Annotated in this window: 18 protein-coding genes and 4 tRNA genes; 4 read left to right on the top strand and 18 right to left on the bottom strand. The window is 69.1% G+C overall.

Features of this window, described 5'->3' with window-relative positions:
* Positions 1-50 precede the first annotated feature (50 nt).
* From rplA to OH804_RS31525, 13 genes are all read right to left on the bottom strand, one after another.
* Positions 51-767: a 50S ribosomal protein L1 gene (gene rplA / locus OH804_RS31585; protein ID WP_091402424.1), complete on the bottom strand. Its 717-nt coding sequence runs from the start codon at positions 765-767 to the stop codon at positions 51-53.
* Positions 768-845: 78 nt separating this feature from the next.
* Positions 846-1,277: a 50S ribosomal protein L11 gene (gene rplK, locus OH804_RS31580; protein ID WP_124820953.1), complete on the bottom strand. Its 432-nt coding sequence runs from the start codon at positions 1,275-1,277 to the stop codon at positions 846-848.
* 186 nt (positions 1,278-1,463) lie between these two features.
* Positions 1,464-2,186 (bottom strand): transcription termination/antitermination protein NusG, encoded by a 723-nt coding sequence (nusG, locus tag OH804_RS31575; RefSeq protein WP_112584800.1) that lies wholly within the window; start codon positions 2,184-2,186, stop codon positions 1,464-1,466.
* A 38-nt stretch (positions 2,187-2,224) separates the two neighbouring features.
* Positions 2,225-2,614 (bottom strand): preprotein translocase subunit SecE, encoded by a 390-nt coding sequence (secE, locus tag OH804_RS31570; RefSeq protein ID WP_091403530.1) that lies wholly within the window; start codon positions 2,612-2,614, stop codon positions 2,225-2,227.
* A gap of 214 nt (positions 2,615-2,828) precedes the next feature.
* Positions 2,829-2,901, bottom strand: a tRNA-Trp gene (locus OH804_RS31565).
* 129 nt (positions 2,902-3,030) lie between these two features.
* A complete protein-coding gene (locus OH804_RS31560) occupies positions 3,031-3,423 on the bottom strand; it encodes a MaoC family dehydratase (protein WP_355580507.1) in 393 nt (130 codons plus the stop codon).
* Position 3,424: 1 nt separating this feature from the next.
* On the bottom strand, positions 3,425-3,871 hold the full coding sequence (locus OH804_RS31555; protein ID WP_196919818.1) for a MaoC family dehydratase N-terminal domain-containing protein: 447 nt from the start codon (positions 3,869-3,871) through the stop codon (positions 3,425-3,427).
* A 126-nt stretch (positions 3,872-3,997) separates the two neighbouring features.
* On the bottom strand, positions 3,998-4,165 hold the full coding sequence (gene rpmG / locus OH804_RS31550) for a 50S ribosomal protein L33 (RefSeq protein ID WP_007073056.1): 168 nt from the start codon (positions 4,163-4,165) through the stop codon (positions 3,998-4,000).
* A 134-nt stretch (positions 4,166-4,299) separates the two neighbouring features.
* Positions 4,300-4,372, bottom strand: a tRNA-Met gene (locus tag OH804_RS31545).
* Between the two features lie 24 nt (positions 4,373-4,396).
* A tRNA-Thr gene (locus OH804_RS31540) sits at positions 4,397-4,469 on the bottom strand.
* 93 nt (positions 4,470-4,562) lie between these two features.
* A complete protein-coding gene (locus OH804_RS31535) occupies positions 4,563-7,091 on the bottom strand; it encodes a bifunctional diguanylate cyclase/phosphodiesterase (RefSeq protein ID WP_196919819.1) in 2,529 nt (842 codons plus the stop codon).
* 112 nt (positions 7,092-7,203) lie between these two features.
* The gene (locus OH804_RS31530) at positions 7,204-7,428 is read right to left on the bottom strand and encodes a hypothetical protein (RefSeq protein ID WP_196919820.1); all 225 of its coding nucleotides are present in this window, start codon (positions 7,426-7,428) and stop codon (positions 7,204-7,206) included.
* A gap of 469 nt (positions 7,429-7,897) precedes the next feature.
* Positions 7,898-9,094 carry an epoxide hydrolase family protein gene (locus OH804_RS31525; protein ID WP_406061283.1) on the bottom strand — a complete coding sequence of 399 codons (1,197 nt, stop codon included), beginning with the start codon at positions 9,092-9,094 and terminating at the stop codon, positions 7,898-7,900.
* Between the two features lie 415 nt (positions 9,095-9,509).
* Between OH804_RS31525 and OH804_RS31520 the strand changes: the two genes are divergently transcribed.
* Entirely contained in the window at positions 9,510-10,004 is a 495-nt protein-coding gene (locus tag OH804_RS31520) for an NUDIX domain-containing protein (RefSeq protein WP_196919822.1), read from the top strand.
* 250 nt (positions 10,005-10,254) lie between these two features.
* Here OH804_RS31520 and OH804_RS31515 read toward each other — a convergent pair whose 3' ends face one another.
* Together OH804_RS31515 and OH804_RS31510 are read right to left on the bottom strand one after the other, a co-directional pair.
* Positions 10,255-10,620 (bottom strand): hypothetical protein, encoded by a 366-nt coding sequence (locus OH804_RS31515; protein WP_196919823.1) that lies wholly within the window; start codon positions 10,618-10,620, stop codon positions 10,255-10,257.
* Positions 10,621-10,850: 230 nt separating this feature from the next.
* A tRNA-Tyr gene (locus OH804_RS31510) sits at positions 10,851-10,934 on the bottom strand.
* Between the two features lie 147 nt (positions 10,935-11,081).
* Here OH804_RS31510 and OH804_RS31505 point away from each other — a divergent pair.
* Complete coding sequence (locus OH804_RS31505; RefSeq protein WP_124774541.1) at positions 11,082-11,576, top strand: YajQ family cyclic di-GMP-binding protein; 495 nt, start codon at positions 11,082-11,084, stop codon at positions 11,574-11,576.
* Positions 11,577-11,611: 35 nt separating this feature from the next.
* On the opposite strand, the gene OH804_RS31500 is transcribed toward OH804_RS31505, so the two are convergent.
* Positions 11,612-12,316, bottom strand: coding sequence for an HAD family hydrolase (locus OH804_RS31500; protein WP_406061281.1), 705 nt, complete (start codon positions 12,314-12,316; stop codon positions 11,612-11,614).
* 147 nt (positions 12,317-12,463) lie between these two features.
* A complete protein-coding gene (locus tag OH804_RS31495) occupies positions 12,464-13,723 on the bottom strand; it encodes an MFS transporter (RefSeq protein ID WP_196919840.1) in 1,260 nt (419 codons plus the stop codon).
* 189 nt (positions 13,724-13,912) lie between these two features.
* Here OH804_RS31495 and OH804_RS31490 point away from each other — a divergent pair, with 189 nt between their 5' ends.
* Positions 13,913-14,755, top strand: coding sequence for a DUF6065 family protein (locus OH804_RS31490; protein ID WP_196919841.1), 843 nt, complete (start codon positions 13,913-13,915; stop codon positions 14,753-14,755).
* Positions 14,755-15,939 carry an MFS transporter gene (locus OH804_RS31485; RefSeq protein WP_406061280.1) on the top strand — a complete coding sequence of 395 codons (1,185 nt, stop codon included), beginning with the start codon at positions 14,755-14,757 and terminating at the stop codon, positions 15,937-15,939. Before OH804_RS31490 ends, OH804_RS31485 begins: the two co-directional genes overlap by 1 nt.
* A gap of 68 nt (positions 15,940-16,007) precedes the next feature.
* Here the strand turns inward: OH804_RS31485 and htpX are convergent, their stop codons facing one another.
* Positions 16,008-16,883, bottom strand: a complete 876-nt coding sequence (gene htpX, locus OH804_RS31480) for a zinc metalloprotease HtpX (RefSeq protein ID WP_196919843.1) — start codon at positions 16,881-16,883, stop codon at positions 16,008-16,010.
* Positions 16,884-16,918 lie beyond the last annotated feature (35 nt).

The raw sequence follows: 16,918 nt of genomic DNA, 5'->3' as shown, positions 1-16,918 counted from the left end.
CGGGGCGCCGCCACGATCGTGGCGGCGCCCCGGTGGAGCGAACTGTCGACTCAGGCGTCGGCCTGGTCCTCCCGAAGGTTCTTCACCAGGTTCGGGTCGACCGGGACGCCCGGGCCCATCGTGGTGGTCAGGATGACCTTGCGGAGGTACTTGCCCTTGGCCGCCGACGGCTTGGCACGCAGCACCTCGTCGAGCACCGCAGCGTAGTTGTCCACCAGCTGGGTCTCCGTGAAGGAAGCCTTGCCGATGATCAGGTGCAGGTTGGAGTGCTTGTCCACCCGGAAGGTGATCTTGCCGCCCTTGATGTCCTGCACCGCCTTGGTGACGTCCATGGTCACCGTGCCGGTCTTCGGGTTCGGCATGAGACCGCGCGGGCCCAGGATCCGCGCGATCCGGCCGATCTTGGCCATCTGGTCCGGCGTGGCGATCGCCGCGTCGAAGTCGAGCCAACCACCCTGGATCCGGGCGACCAGCTCATCGGTGCCCACCTCGTCCGCACCCGCGGCGGCGGCCTCTTCGGCCTTCGCGCCACTGGCGAACACGATCACGCGGGCGGTCTTACCGGTGCCGTGCGGCAGGTTGACCGTGCCGCGGACCATCTGGTCCGCCTTGCGGGGGTCGACGCCGAGGCGCATGGCGACCTCGACCGTGGCGTCGAACTTGACGTTGGTGGTCTCCTTGGCCAGCTTCACGGCCTCGGTGGGGGTGTAGAGCTTCGACCGGTCGATGACATCGGCGGCCTTGCGGTAGCTCTTGCTGCGCTGCATTGCTGATTACTCCTGTGGTCTCTGGCGGGCCGCTCGGCGCGAGCCCTCCCACGGTCGGGTCGAAGGCCGGGGCCGACGTCAGTCGTTGACGGTGATGCCCATCGACCGGGCGGTGCCGGCGATGATCTTCTCGGCCTGGGCGATGTCGTTGGCGTTGAGGTCGGCCATCTTCTTCTCGGCGATCTCACGCAGCTGGGCGCGGCTGACCGAGCCGACCTTCTCGGACTGCGGAACACCCGAACCCTTCTGCACACCGGCGGCCTTGATCAGCAGCCGGGCAGCGGGCGGGGTCTTCAGCACGAACGTGAAGGACCGGTCCTCGTACACGCTGATCTCGGCGGGGACGATGTCGCCCCGCTGAGACTCGGTCTGCGCGTTGTAGGACTTGCAGAACTCCATGATGTTCACGCCGTGCTGGCCGAGCGCGGGGCCGACCGGCGGCGCCGGCGTGGCCTGGCCCGCCGGCAGCTGAAGCGTGAACGTCTTGACGAGCTTCTTCTTCGGAGGCATGTCACTTCCTGGGGCTTGGAGCTGGGAAAATGCGGCTGTCGCCGCCCTCGGGCGCGCACGGTCAGCGCGGTGCGACAGCGGCGACATTCAAGAGTAGCGCAGGTCGCAGCCCACTCGTCCGCCGAGGTCGAGCGAGAGCGCGTACGCCGACGTCGGCGGCGGGTCGGGCCCGCCGCCGACGACCAATCAGATCTTGGCGACCTGGTTGAAGTTGAGCTCCACCGGAGTCTCGCGACCGAAGATCGACACCAGCACCTTGAGCTTCTGCTGGTCGGCGTTGATCTCGCTGATCGTGGCCGGCAGCGACGCGAACGCGCCGTCGGTGACGGTGACGGAGTCGCCCACCTCGAAGTCGAGGACCTTGATCTCCGGCTTCGCCTTCTTCTGCTCGGTCTCGACAGCCGGCGCCAGCCACTTCAGCACCTCGTCGAGCGAGAGCGGAGCGGGCCGGTCGGCCCGGTCGGTCGCGCCGACGAAGCCGGTCACACCCGGAGTGTTCCGGACGCAGGAGTAGGACTCAGCGGTCAGCTCCATCCGGACCAGGATGTAGCCCGGGAAGACCTTGGCCTGGATCTGCGAACGCTTACCGTTCTTGACCTCGACCTCTTCCCGGGTCGGCACCTCGACCTGGTAGATGAAGTCCTCCATGTCGAGGCTCGTGATCCGGGTCTCGAGGTTGGTCTTGACCTTGTTCTCGTAGCCGGCGTACGAGTGCACCACGTACCAGTCGCCCGGCGCGTAGCGCAGCTTCTGCCTCAGCTCCGCGACAGGGTCGTAGTCCTCGTCCGGTGCGGGCTCGGTCGTTGGGAACTCCGGCTCGCTGGCGGCCTCAACCGACTCGTCACCAGCCGCCGTCGCGACCGTGGACTGCTCGTCCACCGGTCCGGCGGTCTCGTCGTACTCAGGCACGCTCGCTCACTTCCGTCACTATGGCTGGAGGCAGCCGGTCAGTCCGAGTTGCCAAAGACAAACAACACGACCTTGGCGAAGCCGAAGTCCAGCACACCCACGATCGTCAGCATCACCGCGACGAACGCCACCACCACGGCGGTGTAGGTCAGCAACTCCTTGCGGGTCGGCCAGATGACCTTACGCAGTTCGGCTACGACCTCGCGGAAGAACCGCGCGATGCGGCCGAAGACGCCCACCCGACCCGTTTCCGACCGGGTGGTCGGCCGGCTGTCCGCCGACTCCGCCCGGGCACGGGACCGCGTGGCGGTGCCTCCCCGGGAGACCGGCTCGTCCGCGCCGGAGGCGTCGTCGTCGGCCACGTCGTCGACGACCTCGTCGTCCAGACGATCGTCGCCGTCGTCGTCGCGCCGCTTGTTGTCGGCCACTTCGCCCTCCGTCGCGGAATCTGGGGTCGCACGCCGAGTGGCGTACGCGGCGCTGGTCACGCCGGCCGGACCCAACCGTCCCGCGACGGGCCGCGGCCGGTGGATCACCCGGAGGGCCCCGATTGCCTCGGAGCCACACCGCCGATGCCACCACCACGGGCCGGACGCCGCCAAGCTGGCGGCGCGACCCACGGGAACGGTCAGGCCTGAGGCGCAGGGGTGACAGGACTTGAACCTGCAGCCTGCGGTTTTGGAGACCGCTGCTCTGCCAATTGAGCTACACCCCTATGCGGCAACACTCGCCCCACGCGGCCACAGACGACCGAGCAGGGGTCACTTGCCCCACGGCGGACCAGTGTACGGGTAGCCGCCCGACTTTCCCAACCGGTCTCTCCGCCACGCGTGGCGGGCTCGGTTCAGCGTGCCGTCCGGATGGTTGCCCGCGCCTGCGACAGCACCTTCTCACCCAGGCAGGTGGCGGTCACCTCAAGCCGGGTGAGACCGTCCTCGGTCACCTCGCGGACCCGCGCGGTCACCTCGATCTCGGTCCCCTGGTCGTCGTCCGGGACCACCACCGGCCGGGTGAACCGCACGCCGTACTCGACCACCGCGTCCGGCGACCCGGCCCACTCGGTGACGGCCCGGCCGACCAACGCCATGGTGAACATGCCGTGGGCGATCACCCCGGGCAGACCTACCTTGGTGGCGACCCGGTCGCTCCAGTGGATCGGGTTGAAGTCGCCCGAGGCGCCGGCGTAGCGGACCAGGTCCGCGCGGGTCACCCGAAACGTCTGTGCTGGCAACTCCATCTCACGCCTCCCCGCGAATGACATACCGGGCCCAGACGGCGACCACGGGTTCCCCGCCGACGGTGCTCACGTCGGTGCGCGTGGTCAGGAAGCCGTGCCCACCCCGGGTGCTGACGTCCTCGATGGTGTTGGTGCAGACCAGCTCGTCGCCGGCGAACACCGGCCGGGTGTACGCGAACCGCTGGTCGCCGTGCACCAGGCGGCTGTAGTCGACACCCAGGGCCGGATCCTCGATGATCTGGCTGCTCGCGGCCATCGTCACGATCACCGGAAAGGTCGGCGGGGCCACCACGTCGGGGTGGCCCAGCGCCCGCGCGGCCTCCGGGTCATGGTGGGCCGGGTCGGTGGCGCCGATGGCGCCGGCGAACTCGCGGATCTTTTCTCGGCCCACCTGGTAGGGGGCGGTCGGCGGATAGGTCCGGCCGACGAAGGAAGGGTCCAGAGGCATTCCGCGAACCTACACGGAAAGCCCAATCGCCGACCTGATCGGTAGGCGGCGGCGGAGCCGCGCCAAACCGGTCAGATCGGCGATGGAAAAGCCTCGACAGCGGCCGGCCCTGAAGCCGGCCAGCAATCAGCGGGTCTCGCGGTGGACCGTGTGCCGACCGTCGCGCGGGCAGAACTTCTTCAGCTCGATGCGGTCGGGGTCGTTGCGGCGGTTCTTGCGCGTGATGTAGTTGCGCTCCTTGCACTCCACACACGCCAAAGTGATCTTCGGCCGGACATCGGTAGCCTTCGCCACGGCGGAGTGCCTTCCTCGCTAACGGAAACAACTACGACGCGCCAGCCTAGACGCTGACAGCGCGGACATGCAAAGTGGGCGCCAGAAGCGCCCATTTTCTTACGACCACCGGCAACAAGCCCGGAAGACGAGAGTAGCGGTGGCCGGACTTGAACCGGCGACACAGCGATTATGAGCCGCTTGCTCTACCATCTGAGCTACACCGCTGCGATGGGTCCAGCTGAACCCTCGAGCCCCCTTACGGAATCGAACCGTAGACCTTCTCCTTACCATGGAGACGCTCTGCCGACTGAGCTAAGGGGGCCTGCGCGATCTCCCCGTGGGGCGCGCAGGAGTAAGAGTACACGGCCCGGCTCGACAGGTGAAATCGGATCCCCGGTGATCGTCCGCACCCTGCTCAGGGCACGACACGAAGGCGCGGCAGTTCCCCGTTGGAGGCCGTCTCCGGCTCAACCTGGGCGCCGAACCAGGCGGCCAACCGCTCGTACGGCAGCGGCCGGCTGAACAGGAAGCCCTGCCCGATCTCACAGCCGATGTCCTGGAGAAGCTCCAGGGTCAGCTCGCTCTCCACACCCTCGGCCACAACGGCCAGGCCGAACTGCTGGGAGAGGGTCACCACCGCGTTGACGATCGCCAGGTCCCCCGGATCGGTCGCCATGCCCTGCACGAAGGAGCGGTCCACCTTCACCTCGTGCACCGGCAGCCGGCGCAGGTGCGCCAGGGACGAGTCACCGGTGCCGAAGTCGTCCACCGACAGCCGTACGCCGAGGTCCCGCAACCGTTGCAGGGTGGGGATGGGTCGGTCCGTGCCGTCCAGCACCCCCGACTCGGTGATCTCCAGGGTGAGGCGCTGCGCCGGCACCTTGTACTCGGTCAGCAACTCCTGGACCCGGTCCGGGAAGTGCTGGTCGATCAGCGTACGAGCGGAGAGGTTGACAGCGATGGGCAGCGGCTGGTCGGCCAGCGCCCAGTCCCGGCTGCGGCGCAGGCCCTCGCGGAGCACCACCTCGGTGAGCCGACTCAACTGGCCGGTGTGCTCGGCCACCGCCACGAAGTCCTCCGGAGCGACAGTGCCGTGCGCCGGGTGCTCCCACCGGGCCAGACACTCCACACCGACCAGGCGCCGGTCCCGCAGGGTCACCTTGGGCTGGAAGTAGACCTCCAGCTCGTCCTGGTCCAGTGCTCGCCGCAGATCGCCGGCGAGACCCAGCCGGCGCAGCGACCGGGATTCCAGGCCCGGGTTGAACAGCTGCACGCTGCCCGGCACCGACTTGGCCGCGGTGGCGGCGAGGTCGACCCGCAGCAGCAGGGTGGCCGCGTCGCTGCCGTGATCCGGATGCAGGGCCACCCCGACGGCGGTGTTCACGTCGAGGGTGAGCGCGTCGAAGACCATCTCGTCGCGGATCTGGTCGCGCAGTTGAGCGGCCAGCTCAAGCGCGGCCTCGGCGCTCTCCAACCGCAGCGTCACCAGGAACTCGTCCCCGCCGGCACGGCCGACCAGAGCCGACGACGGCGCGCTGGCCCGCAACCGGTTGGCGACCTCGGTGAGGACCTTGTCCCCCGCCGCGTGCCCCAGGGACTCGTTGACCTGGCGCAGCCCGCCGACGTCGAAGAGCAGCAGGGCCACCACTTCGCCGTCGGTACGGAACTTGACCGATTCCTCCAGGGCGGCGGTGATCCGCCGCCGGTTGGGCAGCTTGGTCAGGGCGTCGTGGTACGCGTCGTGTCGCAGCCGATCGACCAGCCGTGAGTTTTCCAGGGCCACCGCCGCGTGCGCGGCCACCGTCTCCAGGACCGCGATGTCGGCGGGCGTGAAATGGTTGCCGTCGCCGAGACGGTTGGCCACCTCAAGGGTGCCGATGACCACCTGACCCGACCGCAGCGGCACCACCACCGCGTCCTTGATCCGCCGTTCGGCCAGGTCGGCGCGGAACTCTCCGTCGGTGGTCACGCCGCGGCCGACGGCAACGGTGCGCCGGGTGTCGCGGGCCCGCTCCCGGATGGTCGGCGGAGTGAGGGCCAGGTCGAGCAGACCGCGGTCGTCGACTCGGGCGGTCAGCAAGGTCTCCGGGTGCCACCCCTGGGCCGGCAGCCACAGCGTCGCGTACTCCACCTGCATGAGAGCGCGGACCCGGCCGAGCAGGGCGTCCGCGAGCGTGCCGCTGTGACCGCTCTCCACCACCGCGCGGGTCAGGTCGTACAGGTCGGTGAGGGTGCGGTGCTGACGGAAGAACTGGGCGTAGGCCCGGTAGACCAGGGCAAGGCCGGCGCCGAGGGCGGCGAGCAGGAGCAGCGACCACCATGTGTTCTCGACCAGGATCAGAACGATCAGGCCAACCGACACGTTGATCGCCGCGGTGAGCACCGCCGGAGTGGCGGTCCGCAAGGTCCCACGCCCGGTCTGCCAGCCGTGCAGCAGGGTGTGCACCGCTGCCACGCTGGCGTAACTGACCAGGATCACCATGCTCACCGCGGCGAAGATGCTGCCCCAGGTGCTTGGCCCCACTCCCTCGATGGGCGGGAGCGCCTGGAGGACCAGGACGGCCAGTGATGTCCCGGCCGCCGCCCGCGCCACGTTGAACCACACCTTGGGCGCCGAAAACCGCTGCCGGGTGTGGGTGATGAGCGAACTCAGGGTGTAGATGACCACCACCGTCAGCGGCGGCAGGAAGTAGAGCGCGAGGACCATCGGCAGCTCGGTGAGCGTGACACCGATCGTCTGCCGCCGAACAACCAGGCTGAGCAGCGGCAGACCGGCCGCGATCATGAGGACGAGAAGAAGGGCTGCCTCCGGCCAGTCACCGATTGGCTCCTTGGCGACCAGACCCGTGATGGTGGCGCAGGTGACTGCAATCAGAGCGAGAGGCGCGGTGATGATCCACGCGTCCTCGGACGACCTGCGCCGGGGTTGACCGCGACCGATCATGCCGCTCCTTCGGATTGACGCCGAGCGGTCACGACACCGCCACGGAGCATTCCGTCAATGGCGCGCGGCATCCCCAACAGCCAACTTGGATGACCGACCCAAGGCGCCCAGCTCACTGCCAGACGATGTCGTCAGTCCCCGGAGTCTGCCAGACGATGTCGCCGTCCTGCGCAGTCTGCCAGACGATGTCGCCAGCCTGCACGCGCTGCCAGACGATGTCGCCAGCCTGCGAGCTGCCCCCTGCATTGCCGAAGAGATTGACACTGCCGATGCCGCTCACGAGTGCGGCGACGAGTAGAAGTGAGCCAAGCAGCCGGCCCAACCTACGACCAGACATGATTGCTCCTGTCGGAAAGTGTCGTGGGGATAGTGGAGGTTCCACGATCGTGCCACAGTGCAGACAGCCAGAGAAGTCGTGGAGGCCCCGACTGGCCCCACCGTCTGTGACTTCCCGCCGTTCGGCCCACCGCCCGGGTCACACTGGGCCAGATCACGAGCCTGCGGGGCAGATCACCGCTTCACACAGCGTTGAATACGACCTTCAACGCAATTCGGCGCAGCCACAACGGAGCTGTCAAATCTGACGTGTCGGTCACTGTCCGTGACGCCTCGAAGGGGTGCGCCTGCGCTGCGCTCTGCGCCAGCCATCGACCACCATACCTGGTCTTCGCGCACGCGCCAGTACCCCGACGGATCCTTTCCCATGCGCGAGGTCGGCTCGGGACGATTCACGACGAGCGCCTCTCCCCACTCAGCGGCGACCCTGGACGTGCGGTCGCTGCCCGGACCGATATCCGGGCGCGAGCTCAGGAACTGCGTAGCGGCCGGAATGCGGCCCGCACCTCGGCCGTGAAGAGCTCCGGCTCCTCCCAGGCCGCGAAGTGGCCGCCGCGCTCAGCCTCGTTGAAGTACGCGATGCCGGGGTAGACCGCCTCGGCCCAGCTACGCGGAGCGGCCCAGATCTCCCCGGGGAACGTGGTGAAGCCAACCGGAACCGTGACCGGCGGCGGAGCCTGACCGGCCGCCTGGGCCGCGGCTTGAAACCGCCCCTGCTCCCAGTACCACCGGGCGGACGACGCGCCGGTGCCCGTCAACCAGTACAGCGTGATGTTGTCGAGGATGCTGTCCCGGGTGAGACTGCCGGCCGGATCACCGTCAAGGAACGCGCGGGAGATCTTGTAGTAGCTGTCCGTGTCGTGGTCGAGCATCCAGGCTGCCAACCCGACAGGTGAGTCCAGCAGCGAATAGCCGATCGTCTGCGGCCGGGTGGACTGCTCCAGGAAGTAGCCGAAACCGTCCATCGAGAACAGCTTGAGCGCGTCGAGCGCGGCGCGTTCCTGCTCCGAATTGGCCGGCAACTTGTCCTTGATGCCGACCGCCCCGGCGAGCAGGTTGACGTGGATGCCGAGCAGCCCTGCGGGTGCCTGGCGCCCCATGGCGTCCGTGACGGCGGCGCCGACGTCGCCGCCCTGTGCGACGTAACGCGGGTACCCGAGGCGGTCCATGAGTTTCGCCCACGCCTGTGCCATCCGCGCGGAATTCCAGCCAGGCTCGGTCGGCTCGCCGGAGAAGCCGTAGCCCGGCAACGACGGCAGCACCAGGTGGAACGCGTCCTCAGGGGTGCCGCCGTGCGCCGTCGGGTCGGTCATTGGGCCAACGACCCCGAGCAGCTCGACGACCGAGCCCGGCCAGCCGTGCGTCATGATCAGCGGCAGGGCGTTCTCATGCGGCGAGCGCACATGGATGAAGTGAATCTCGACGCCGTCGATGTTCGTCGTGTACTGCGGCAGGGCGTTCAGCTTCATCTCGCACGCACGCCAGTCGTGATCGGTCATCCAGTAGCGGGCCAGCTCCTGGATCGTCGCCAGCTGCACCCCCTGCGAGCGATCGGTGACCAACTCGCGGGTAGGCCAGCGCGTGGCCGCGATCCGGCGACGCAGGTCGGCGATCGCGTCCTCCGGCGTGTCGAGCCGGAAGGGCCGGATCTCGTTGTCGTTGGACATCTTCCCCACCCGCCGGGTCGACTCGACCACCGCCGAAACACCGGCGGTGCTGGTACTCCCCCAGTCTCACAGCGCGCCAACGTCTCGCGGGCCGAAACGCGAGTTGCCGATAACCACCCACGGCTGGCAGTTCTCGGCTGACCAGTTCCCGCGCGGCATCCTCGGCGATGAGGACTAACGCCCGGACGCTCATGTGAGAGCGTGGCCGATCTTGTCAGGCATGGTGTCGTCGCCGCCGTCGATGCAGTTGGCGTAGACGCGGAACTGGCCGGCGACGCCTTGGCCCATTCGCCGGGCGACCTCGGTCGGCGGGACGCCGGCATTCAGCCAGAGCGAGGCAGCCGCGTGCCGTAGGTCGCAGGGTCGGCGGACGAGCACCAGCGCGGCAACGCCACGCTCCTGGTTTGATCATCGGATGGGTTATGTCGGTTCCTACACCTGGCAACTCCGACAGTTGGTCGGGTCTCGACTGCTGCTCATGCCCGGAGCGCAGGTCGTTCTCCTCGACTCGGCCGAGCATGTCCTGTTCCAGCGACGTAGTGATTCTGGTTTGTGGGAGATACCGGCAGGGGCCGCCGAGCCAGGAGGAAGCTTCGTCGGTACCGCAATCGATGAGGTCCGAGAGGAAACCGGACTCATAGTCGACGGCTCCGATCTCGTTGCCTTCGGTTGCCTGTCTGAGCCGGATGCTCACGTCATCACCTATCCCAACGGGGACCGGATGCACTGCTTCGCCATGTGCTTCGAAGCGCGACGATGGTCAGGAGTGATCGAGCCGGAGAGCACAGAGGTGCTCGAAGTAGCTTTCGCTGACCCCGCAACCCCACCCGGCCCGCTGCAGCCACAGACCCGAGTTGTCCTGGAAATGCACAACGCGTATCGCCTGACCGGCCGTTTCCAAGCTAGGTGATCTCTGGACTCAGGGTCCCCATGATTCGGTAACCAGGGCCTCCAACGGGCACGAGCGGGCACAAGACGCGACCGGGCGCCCATGGCCCGCAGGCGTTTCGGGCATTACGACCGGTCGAGCACGCTCAAGATTCAGTTCATGAGCCGCCAAGGCACGGTCCGAGCCGGCTGCTCTCACCGCAGTGCGTCGCCGAACTTGTCGTTCATGGTTTCGTCGCCCCCGCATCCGGGTGGGGGCAGCGACCCGCCGGCTACGGGCGTTGAGCGTCGCCCCCGTCCTGACTGACCGCGAAGCAGGCAACGACGCGGGAGCCGTCAGGTGCGAAGAAGAGTTGGTAGAACCAGGTCGTCCCGGCGCCGCCAACCTGACCGATCAGCAACTCTCCCAGTTCTTCGGCCGAGACCAGCCGATCCACCGCCTGGACGAACCCGAGCGTCCGGATGCCGCGCATACGGGTGTGACGCTCTCGACGCCGATAGGTGGTGATCAGAGCCCCAACCGGTGCCGCCCCGTCGAAGACCTTGAAGTCGTAGCCCGCCCGCAGAGCGTCGCGACATGACCTGTAGACGTCGCCATCCTCAGCGCCGAGAAGGACGATCAGGGTGTCTCGCTCCACCGGGCCATCCTGCCGCTCCGTCGACGATCCAGGCCCGGAGGGATCCGACTCCGAAGCCGAATCCAGGAACCTGCGATCGGCCACTCGACGTCGACTGGCAGGAGCATGGCCGACCCGCCCGCCTTCTGCCCACAACCAGTCGTCAACGGCTGGACTCAGCCGGACTCGGCTAGATCAACGACAACGGCCCCTGATCAGCATCTCTGCTGGTCAGGGGCCGTGTCTGCACCTGGTGGCGGGTAGAGGATTCGAACCTCTGAAGCTTTCGCGACGGATTTACAGTCCGCTCCCATTGGCCGCTCGGGCAACCCGCCAGGGCACCCCACCGCGTCGCAACGCGGCGGCGGAAGCAAGAATAGCGGCTTCCCCCGGTACCGACGCAACCGGGTACCGTCAGGGGGTCGTGCCGCTGGTCGGCGGCCGACGGCAGGCCCAGACCGCCGGACAGCAGGAGCAGAAACATGGCAGCGAACCCGTCGTTCGACATCGTGAGCAAGGTTGACCGTCAGGAGGTCGACAACGCCCTTCGGCAGGCGGAGAAGGAGCTTGCGACGCGGTTCGACTTCCGCGGCACCGGCGCTGAGATCTCCTGGTCTGGTGAGGAGGCGATCGGCCTCCAGGCGGAGACCGAGGAGCGCGTCCGCGCCGCGCTGGACGTGTTCAAGGAGAAGCTCGTCAAGCGGAACATCTCGCTGAAGTCGCTGGATGCTGGGGAGCCGCGCCCGTCGGGCAAGATCTTCAAGATCGACTGCAAGGTGATCCAGGGCATCGAGACGGACAAGGCCAAGGCCATCAGCAAGAAGATCCGCGACGAGGGCCCCAAGGGCGTGCAGGCGCAGATCCAGGGTGACCAGCTGCGCGTCACCGGCAAGAAGCGCGACGACCTTCAGGCTGTCATCTCGCTACTCAAGGGCGAGGACTTCGGCGTAGCCCTCCAGTTCAACAACTACAGGTAAGGCGGCCTCGGTCGCGTCCGTCGTCACTCAGTAGGTCACCCGGCCCGACCGTCGGACGTTGAAGCGGAACGTAGACCGGCCGACTCGTGCAGCAGGGCGGGCAGGTCGTCAAGGGTGGCGAACGCACGTCCGCCCCAGCTCGGGTCGGTGTCGTTGTGCTCAGTGGTACGAAACACGGCCATGCCGACCGCTGCCGCGCCGGCGAGCTCGCCGTCTGCGCCGTCACCGACGAAGACGCACTCTGCCGGCGCGACGCCCAACCTCTCGGCGGCAATGCGGTAGATCTCCGGGTTGGGCTTGGCCAGCCCGACGTCGCAGGAGAAGACCGCGACGTCGAAGCAGCGGGCAAGCGGACTCTGCGGCCATGCTTCGGCGGTCTCCGAGGTGGCGTTGCTGATGAGGGCCAGCGGATGCCCGTCGTCGCGCAGCGCGTCGAGCACGTCCAGGGTGGCGGTCGAGACAGTGCCCAGCACCCGGCGCGCGAGGGCCCGCCGATGGCCACCGGCCTGTGTCACCTGCTCGTCGGTTGGCGTGCCGCCGAGGCGTCCGGCGAGAATGCGGACGGTCTCCTCCACGTCCCACCGGACCAGCCGGTCACGCCAGGTGGCGTGGTACGCAGCGACCAGCGCGGCCGGAGCCACCCCGACCACGAGCGCCATCTCGCCAACTACCCGGTCACGCTCGTCATCGGCACCGTGAACCAGGGTATGGAAGAGGTCGAAGATCACTGGCCGAGACATCGGCGCATCCTACTGAGATCGTCACCGCTCCCACCCGCCCGACTGAAATCGACTCGGGCTCCTGGAAGTCGGGGCATCCGGGCGACCGGGACACCGCGGCATTCAGAAACCCGAGTCGATCAAGCACAACCCGACCAAAGCGCGCGGTCAGACGGTGACGGGGTGTTCGGCGCGTACCGCTGTGGTTTCCGCGCGGGCGATGGGCCCGGCGGGTAGGGCGGCGACCGCGGCCCCGACGGCGACTGCCGCCCCGGCGAACAGGAACGCCCAGCGGACGCCGCCGGCGTGGTCCACGATCACGCCGGCCACCGAGCCGCCGGCGGCGCTCGACGCCACCGCGACGGTGACCACCCAGGTGTACGCCTCGTTCAACATGCCGGTGGGGGCGATCCGGCCGACCAGGGTGTTCTCCAGGGTCAGCGCGGGTGCGATGGTGGCCCCGCCGGCGACCAGTGCGACACCCAGCGCAAGTGGGGTGGGCATCACCGCGAAGACGGCGAAGGTGGCGGCCAGCGCGCCGAGCAGCAGGGCGAACTGCCGGGTCATGTTCGGTGCCGGCTTGCGGACGCCGAACCAGAGCCCACCGATGGCGCTGCCGACCCCCCAGACGGCGAGCAGCAGGCCGGCGAGGCTCTCCGGGTCGTCGGTGGCATGGTCGCTGGCGAACGCCGGCACGATCACCCCGGCGGCCCCGAACGCGATGCCCAGGCCGGCCACGCAGATCAGCAGGGCTGGGAAGCCGGGGACCCGCAGCGGGCCGAGCCCGCGGGCATGGTGTTCCCGCGGGTGCGGACGCCAGCCGCGCATGACCCGGCCGAGGGCCACGGCGGTCGTGCCGACCAGGGTGACCACTGCGGCACCGATCAGCGCGGCGGCCGCGTCGGCGACGAGGACGAAGCCGGCGACGAGCAGCGGGCCGAGCACGAAGACGATTTCGAACAGCGTGGTCTCGGCAGCCAGGGCGGTGTTGCGGAGCGGGTATCGGCCGGAGTTGGGGCTGGTCAGGTCGTTCCAGGCGCCTCGGATGGCGGCGGTGAGCGGCGGGTAGGTGGCACCGGCCACGCCCGCGGCGAGGTAGATGACGGGGAGAGCGTCGTCACCGGAGCGGCTGGCCAGCAGCAGCCCGATGAGCGCCAGCGGGTGGGCCACGGCGGTGAGCAGCAGGACAGGGCTGGGGCCGACCCGGTCGGCTATCCGTCCGGCTATCGGGCTGAGCGCGGCGCCGGCGAGGGCGTAGATCCCGCCCGCGATGGCGGCCAGTGAGTACCGCCCGGTCACCTGCTCGACCACCAGGAGCAGCGCCAGCGGGGTCATGCCGATGCCGAGCCGCCCGATGATGCCGGTGACCAGCAGCATGGGCGCGCCGGGGATCCGCCAGACGCCCAGGTACTGGCGCAGTGCGGTCACGGACACCTCCGGCTCTGGGACAGGTAACGGGTAGAAGCTCTTTCGACCCTAACCCCGAGGTCGGCACCGCGGATGGTCGGGCCGCTCACAGTGGCGCTGCTGGCGGGGCTGACCGGAACGGTCGAAACGAGTAAGTTGTTGATCGAATTGGATCCATGCGCTGAGGCCGCACGAAAGCCAGGAGGTCCGATGACCGGGACTGCCAACGCACCGCTGCGGGTCGAGATCTATTCGCTGTACGGTGACGCCCGGGCCACCGAAGCCGCCTCGCCCAGTCTGCGCGGCTCCCTGCCGGCGCGGGCCGTGCAACGCTGCCCGCCGGTCGCCGCCGGCTCCGGGTTCGGCTGGTACGTCTACCCGCCGGCCGACTTCGCGCTCCGGTGGGACGGGCAGGACACCGAGTGGACCCTGCTGGAGGAGAACGAGCCGACAGGCTGGCGTTCCCTCGCCGGCGGGTACGACGGCAAGCTGCCGGACGCAGCCGCCCAGTTGGCGGCGGCACCGGAGCAGTTCCGGGGCGACCTGGACATCTTCGACCGGTACGGCGCCAGCATCCCGTTCCTCGATGCCGACCCGCGCGCCGCCAACACGATCGAGTTGGTCACCGGCGTGGTGGCCCGTACGTCCCCGGGTTGGTGTCTGCTCGCCCGCGGGGTGCCGAACTGGCCCGTCCAGCGCGGCCTGCAGCTCTATGAGGGGGTGGTGGAGACCGACTGGTACACCTCGCTCCTGCCCACCATCCTGCGACTGACCGAGGCCGGGCAGGTGGTGCGCTTCTACCGGAACATCCCGCTCATGTGCCTGCAGCCGGTGCACCGTTCGACGCTGGAGGCGTTCCGGCACGCCGAGTTGACCACCGGGCAGGGGTTGGCGGCGTGGCCGGAGGACGTCTGGTCGGACTTCGTGGCCCTGCGCCGTCGCCGCCAGGACCCGGAGATCCAAGGCAGCTACCGGCAGGAACAGGCCCGCCGGGTCCGGGAGAACGCCACCTACCAACCAATCGGGGTGGCGGAACCGGACCAGTCGAATTGATGTCCAACACCGACGAGCGGCCCGGCTACCGGGCCCTGTTCCGGCATCCGGTCGCCTCCCGACTGGTCATCGCCCGGGGCATCTCGGAGCTGGGTGACTTCGTCGGGTTGGCGGCACTGCTGCTGCTGGCCTTCGACCAGACGAACTCCGTGCTCGGCCCGGCCGCCGTCTACGCCGCCCGTACCCTGCCCGCCCTGCTGGTCGCGACCGTCTTCAGCGGCTGGTTGGACGTTCCGGCCCGGCGTACCCTCCTGGTCTGGCTGTCGGTGGCCGGCGCCGTGCTGATCGCCGTGCCTGCGGCGGTCCCCCAGCCGGTGCCGGCGATCGTGGCGGCCGGCCTGCTCGGGGCGGTGCGGGCCGCCTATGCGAGCGTCAACGTGGCGGTCGCCGCCGAGGCGGTGGACGCCCCGCTGCGGCTGCCGCTGTTCGGTCTCTCCGCCTTCGCCAACCAGGCGGGTCAGGTGATCGGTCTGCTCGCTGGCGCCAGCCTGACCGTGGCCCTCGGAGCCCGGGTGGCGCTCCTGATCGATCTCGTCTCGTTCCTGATCGCCGCGATCGTCCTGGCCGGGCTGCCGAGGCATCCGCACCGCCGGCGGGGACCGCGTCCGCCGGCGACCGCGGGTGTACGCATCATCGCCGGCCATCCCGTGCTCCGCAGCGTCGCTCTGCTCACCCTGGCCACGGTGCTCTCCGGCGCGCTGCCGGAGACCCTCGCCCCGGAACTCGCGCGCGGTGCCTGGCGTCCTGTCGTGCTGGCGGCCTCGGCGTTGGGAGGCGCCTTCTTCGTCCTGTTGGTGGGCCGGTCCCGCTGGCTGGCTCGGGTGGCCGGTCAGGTGGCAGTGGCCGCCGCGCTGGCCGGCGCGCTGCTGCTGGCCGGCGTCCTGGTCGCGGTGGATGCGCCGCTGTGGGCGCTGGCGGTGGGCAACGCGTTCATCGGCGCGGGCGGTGGCTGGCTGATCGGGGCGCAGGCGACCTTCGCCCGGTTGGCCCCTCCGGAACGGATGGGGCAGGTCGAGGCGACCATCGTGGCGGCCAACATCGTCGCCTCGGGGTGCGGGATCTTCCTGCTGGGTGGCGTGGCCGCGGCGGTCTCGCCCGCCGCCGCGTACCTGACGGCGGGCGTCGTCCTGCTGGTCGTCGTGCTGCTGACCCGCCCGGACCGGTTGCCGGTCTCCCCGCAGTGATGCCCGGTCCACCCCCGGACGTGACTCCACCCGCGCCCACATGGGACGCGGGTGGAGGTGGGAACGGGTCAGCGCTGGAACTGCACCGGCCCGGCGTTGCGGGCCATCTGCTCCAGCCGGGCGACGCGGTCCTCCATCTTCGGGTGGGTGGAGAAGAGCGCCGCCATGCCGCCGCCCCGGAATGGGTTGGCGATCATGAGGTGGGCGGTGCTGGTGAGTTGGCCCTGGGCCGGCAACGGCCGACGTCGGGCCACCGCGTCGATCTTGCGGAGCGCGCTGGCCAGGGCCAGCGGGTCGCGGCTCAGCTCGGCGCCGGAGGCGTCCGCCTGGAACTCGCGGCTCCGGCTGATCGCCAACTGGATCACCGTGGCCGCGATCGGGCCCAGGATCAAGGTGAGCAGCAGCACAGCCGGGTTGGGTCGGTCCTCGTCGTCCCCGCCACCCAGCGGGATGAAGAAGGCGAGGTTCGCCAGCAGGGTGATGATGCTGGCCAGGCCGGCCGCCACGCTGGAGATCAGGATGTCCCGGTTGTAGACGTGGGACAACTCGTGCCCGATCACGCCGCGCAGCTCACGGTAGTCGAGGATCTCGGTGATGCCCTGGGTCACGCAGACGGCCGCGTGCTGCGGGTTGCGACCGGTGGCGAACGCGTTGGGCTGCGAGGTCGGGCTGACGTAGAGCCGCGGCATCGGCTGCCGGGCGTCGGTGGCCAACTCCCGGACCATCCGGTACAACTCGGGGAACTGCGCCTCGGTGACCGGTTGCGCCCCCATCGAGCGCAGTGCGAGCTTGTCGGAGTAGAAGTAGGTGACGCCGTTCATGACCAGAGACACGACGACGGCGATGACCAGGCCGCCGCTGCCGCCGAACCAGTAGCCCACCGCCAGGATCAGGGCGCTGAGCAGGCCGAGCAGCGCTGCGGTCTTCAGACGGTTGTGGTGCACGATGTCTCCTTCGGTGCACGGATCGCCGGGATCCG

The organism is Micromonospora sp. NBC_00860 (assembly GCF_045207375.1).
Lineage (GTDB): Bacteria > Actinomycetota > Actinomycetes > Mycobacteriales > Micromonosporaceae > Micromonospora > Micromonospora vinacea.
The sequence above is the reverse complement of the archived record's forward strand: the minus strand, read 5'-3'. Positions and strand labels throughout refer to the sequence as shown.

Bases quoted from the DNA above. Each gene is read 5' to 3' on its own strand.
- rplA (WP_091402424.1), bottom strand. From the start codon at position 767: ATGCAGCGCAGCAAGAGCTACCGCAAGGCCGCCGATGTCATCGACCGG.
- rplK (WP_124820953.1), bottom strand. From the start codon at position 1,277: ATGCCTCCGAAGAAGAAGCTCGTCAAGACGTTCACGCTTCAGCTGCCG.
- OH804_RS31560 (WP_355580507.1), bottom strand. From the start codon at position 3,423: ATGGAGTTGCCAGCACAGACGTTTCGGGTGACCCGCGCGGACCTGGTC.
- OH804_RS31555 (WP_196919818.1), bottom strand. From the start codon at position 3,871: ATGCCTCTGGACCCTTCCTTCGTCGGCCGGACCTATCCGCCGACCGCC.
- OH804_RS31535 (WP_196919819.1), bottom strand. From the start codon at position 7,091: ATGATCGGTCGCGGTCAACCCCGGCGCAGGTCGTCCGAGGACGCGTGG.
- OH804_RS31530 (WP_196919820.1), bottom strand. From the start codon at position 7,428: ATGTCTGGTCGTAGGTTGGGCCGGCTGCTTGGCTCACTTCTACTCGTC.
- OH804_RS31525 (WP_406061283.1), bottom strand. From the start codon at position 9,094: ATGTCCAACGACAACGAGATCCGGCCCTTCCGGCTCGACACGCCGGAG.
- OH804_RS31520 (WP_196919822.1), top strand. From the start codon at position 9,510: ATGGGTTATGTCGGTTCCTACACCTGGCAACTCCGACAGTTGGTCGGG.
- OH804_RS31505 (WP_124774541.1), top strand. From the start codon at position 11,082: ATGGCAGCGAACCCGTCGTTCGACATCGTGAGCAAGGTTGACCGTCAG.
- OH804_RS31500 (WP_406061281.1), bottom strand. From the start codon at position 12,316: ATGTCTCGGCCAGTGATCTTCGACCTCTTCCATACCCTGGTTCACGGT.
- OH804_RS31490 (WP_196919841.1), top strand. From the start codon at position 13,913: ATGACCGGGACTGCCAACGCACCGCTGCGGGTCGAGATCTATTCGCTG.
- OH804_RS31485 (WP_406061280.1), top strand. From the start codon at position 14,755: ATGTCCAACACCGACGAGCGGCCCGGCTACCGGGCCCTGTTCCGGCAT.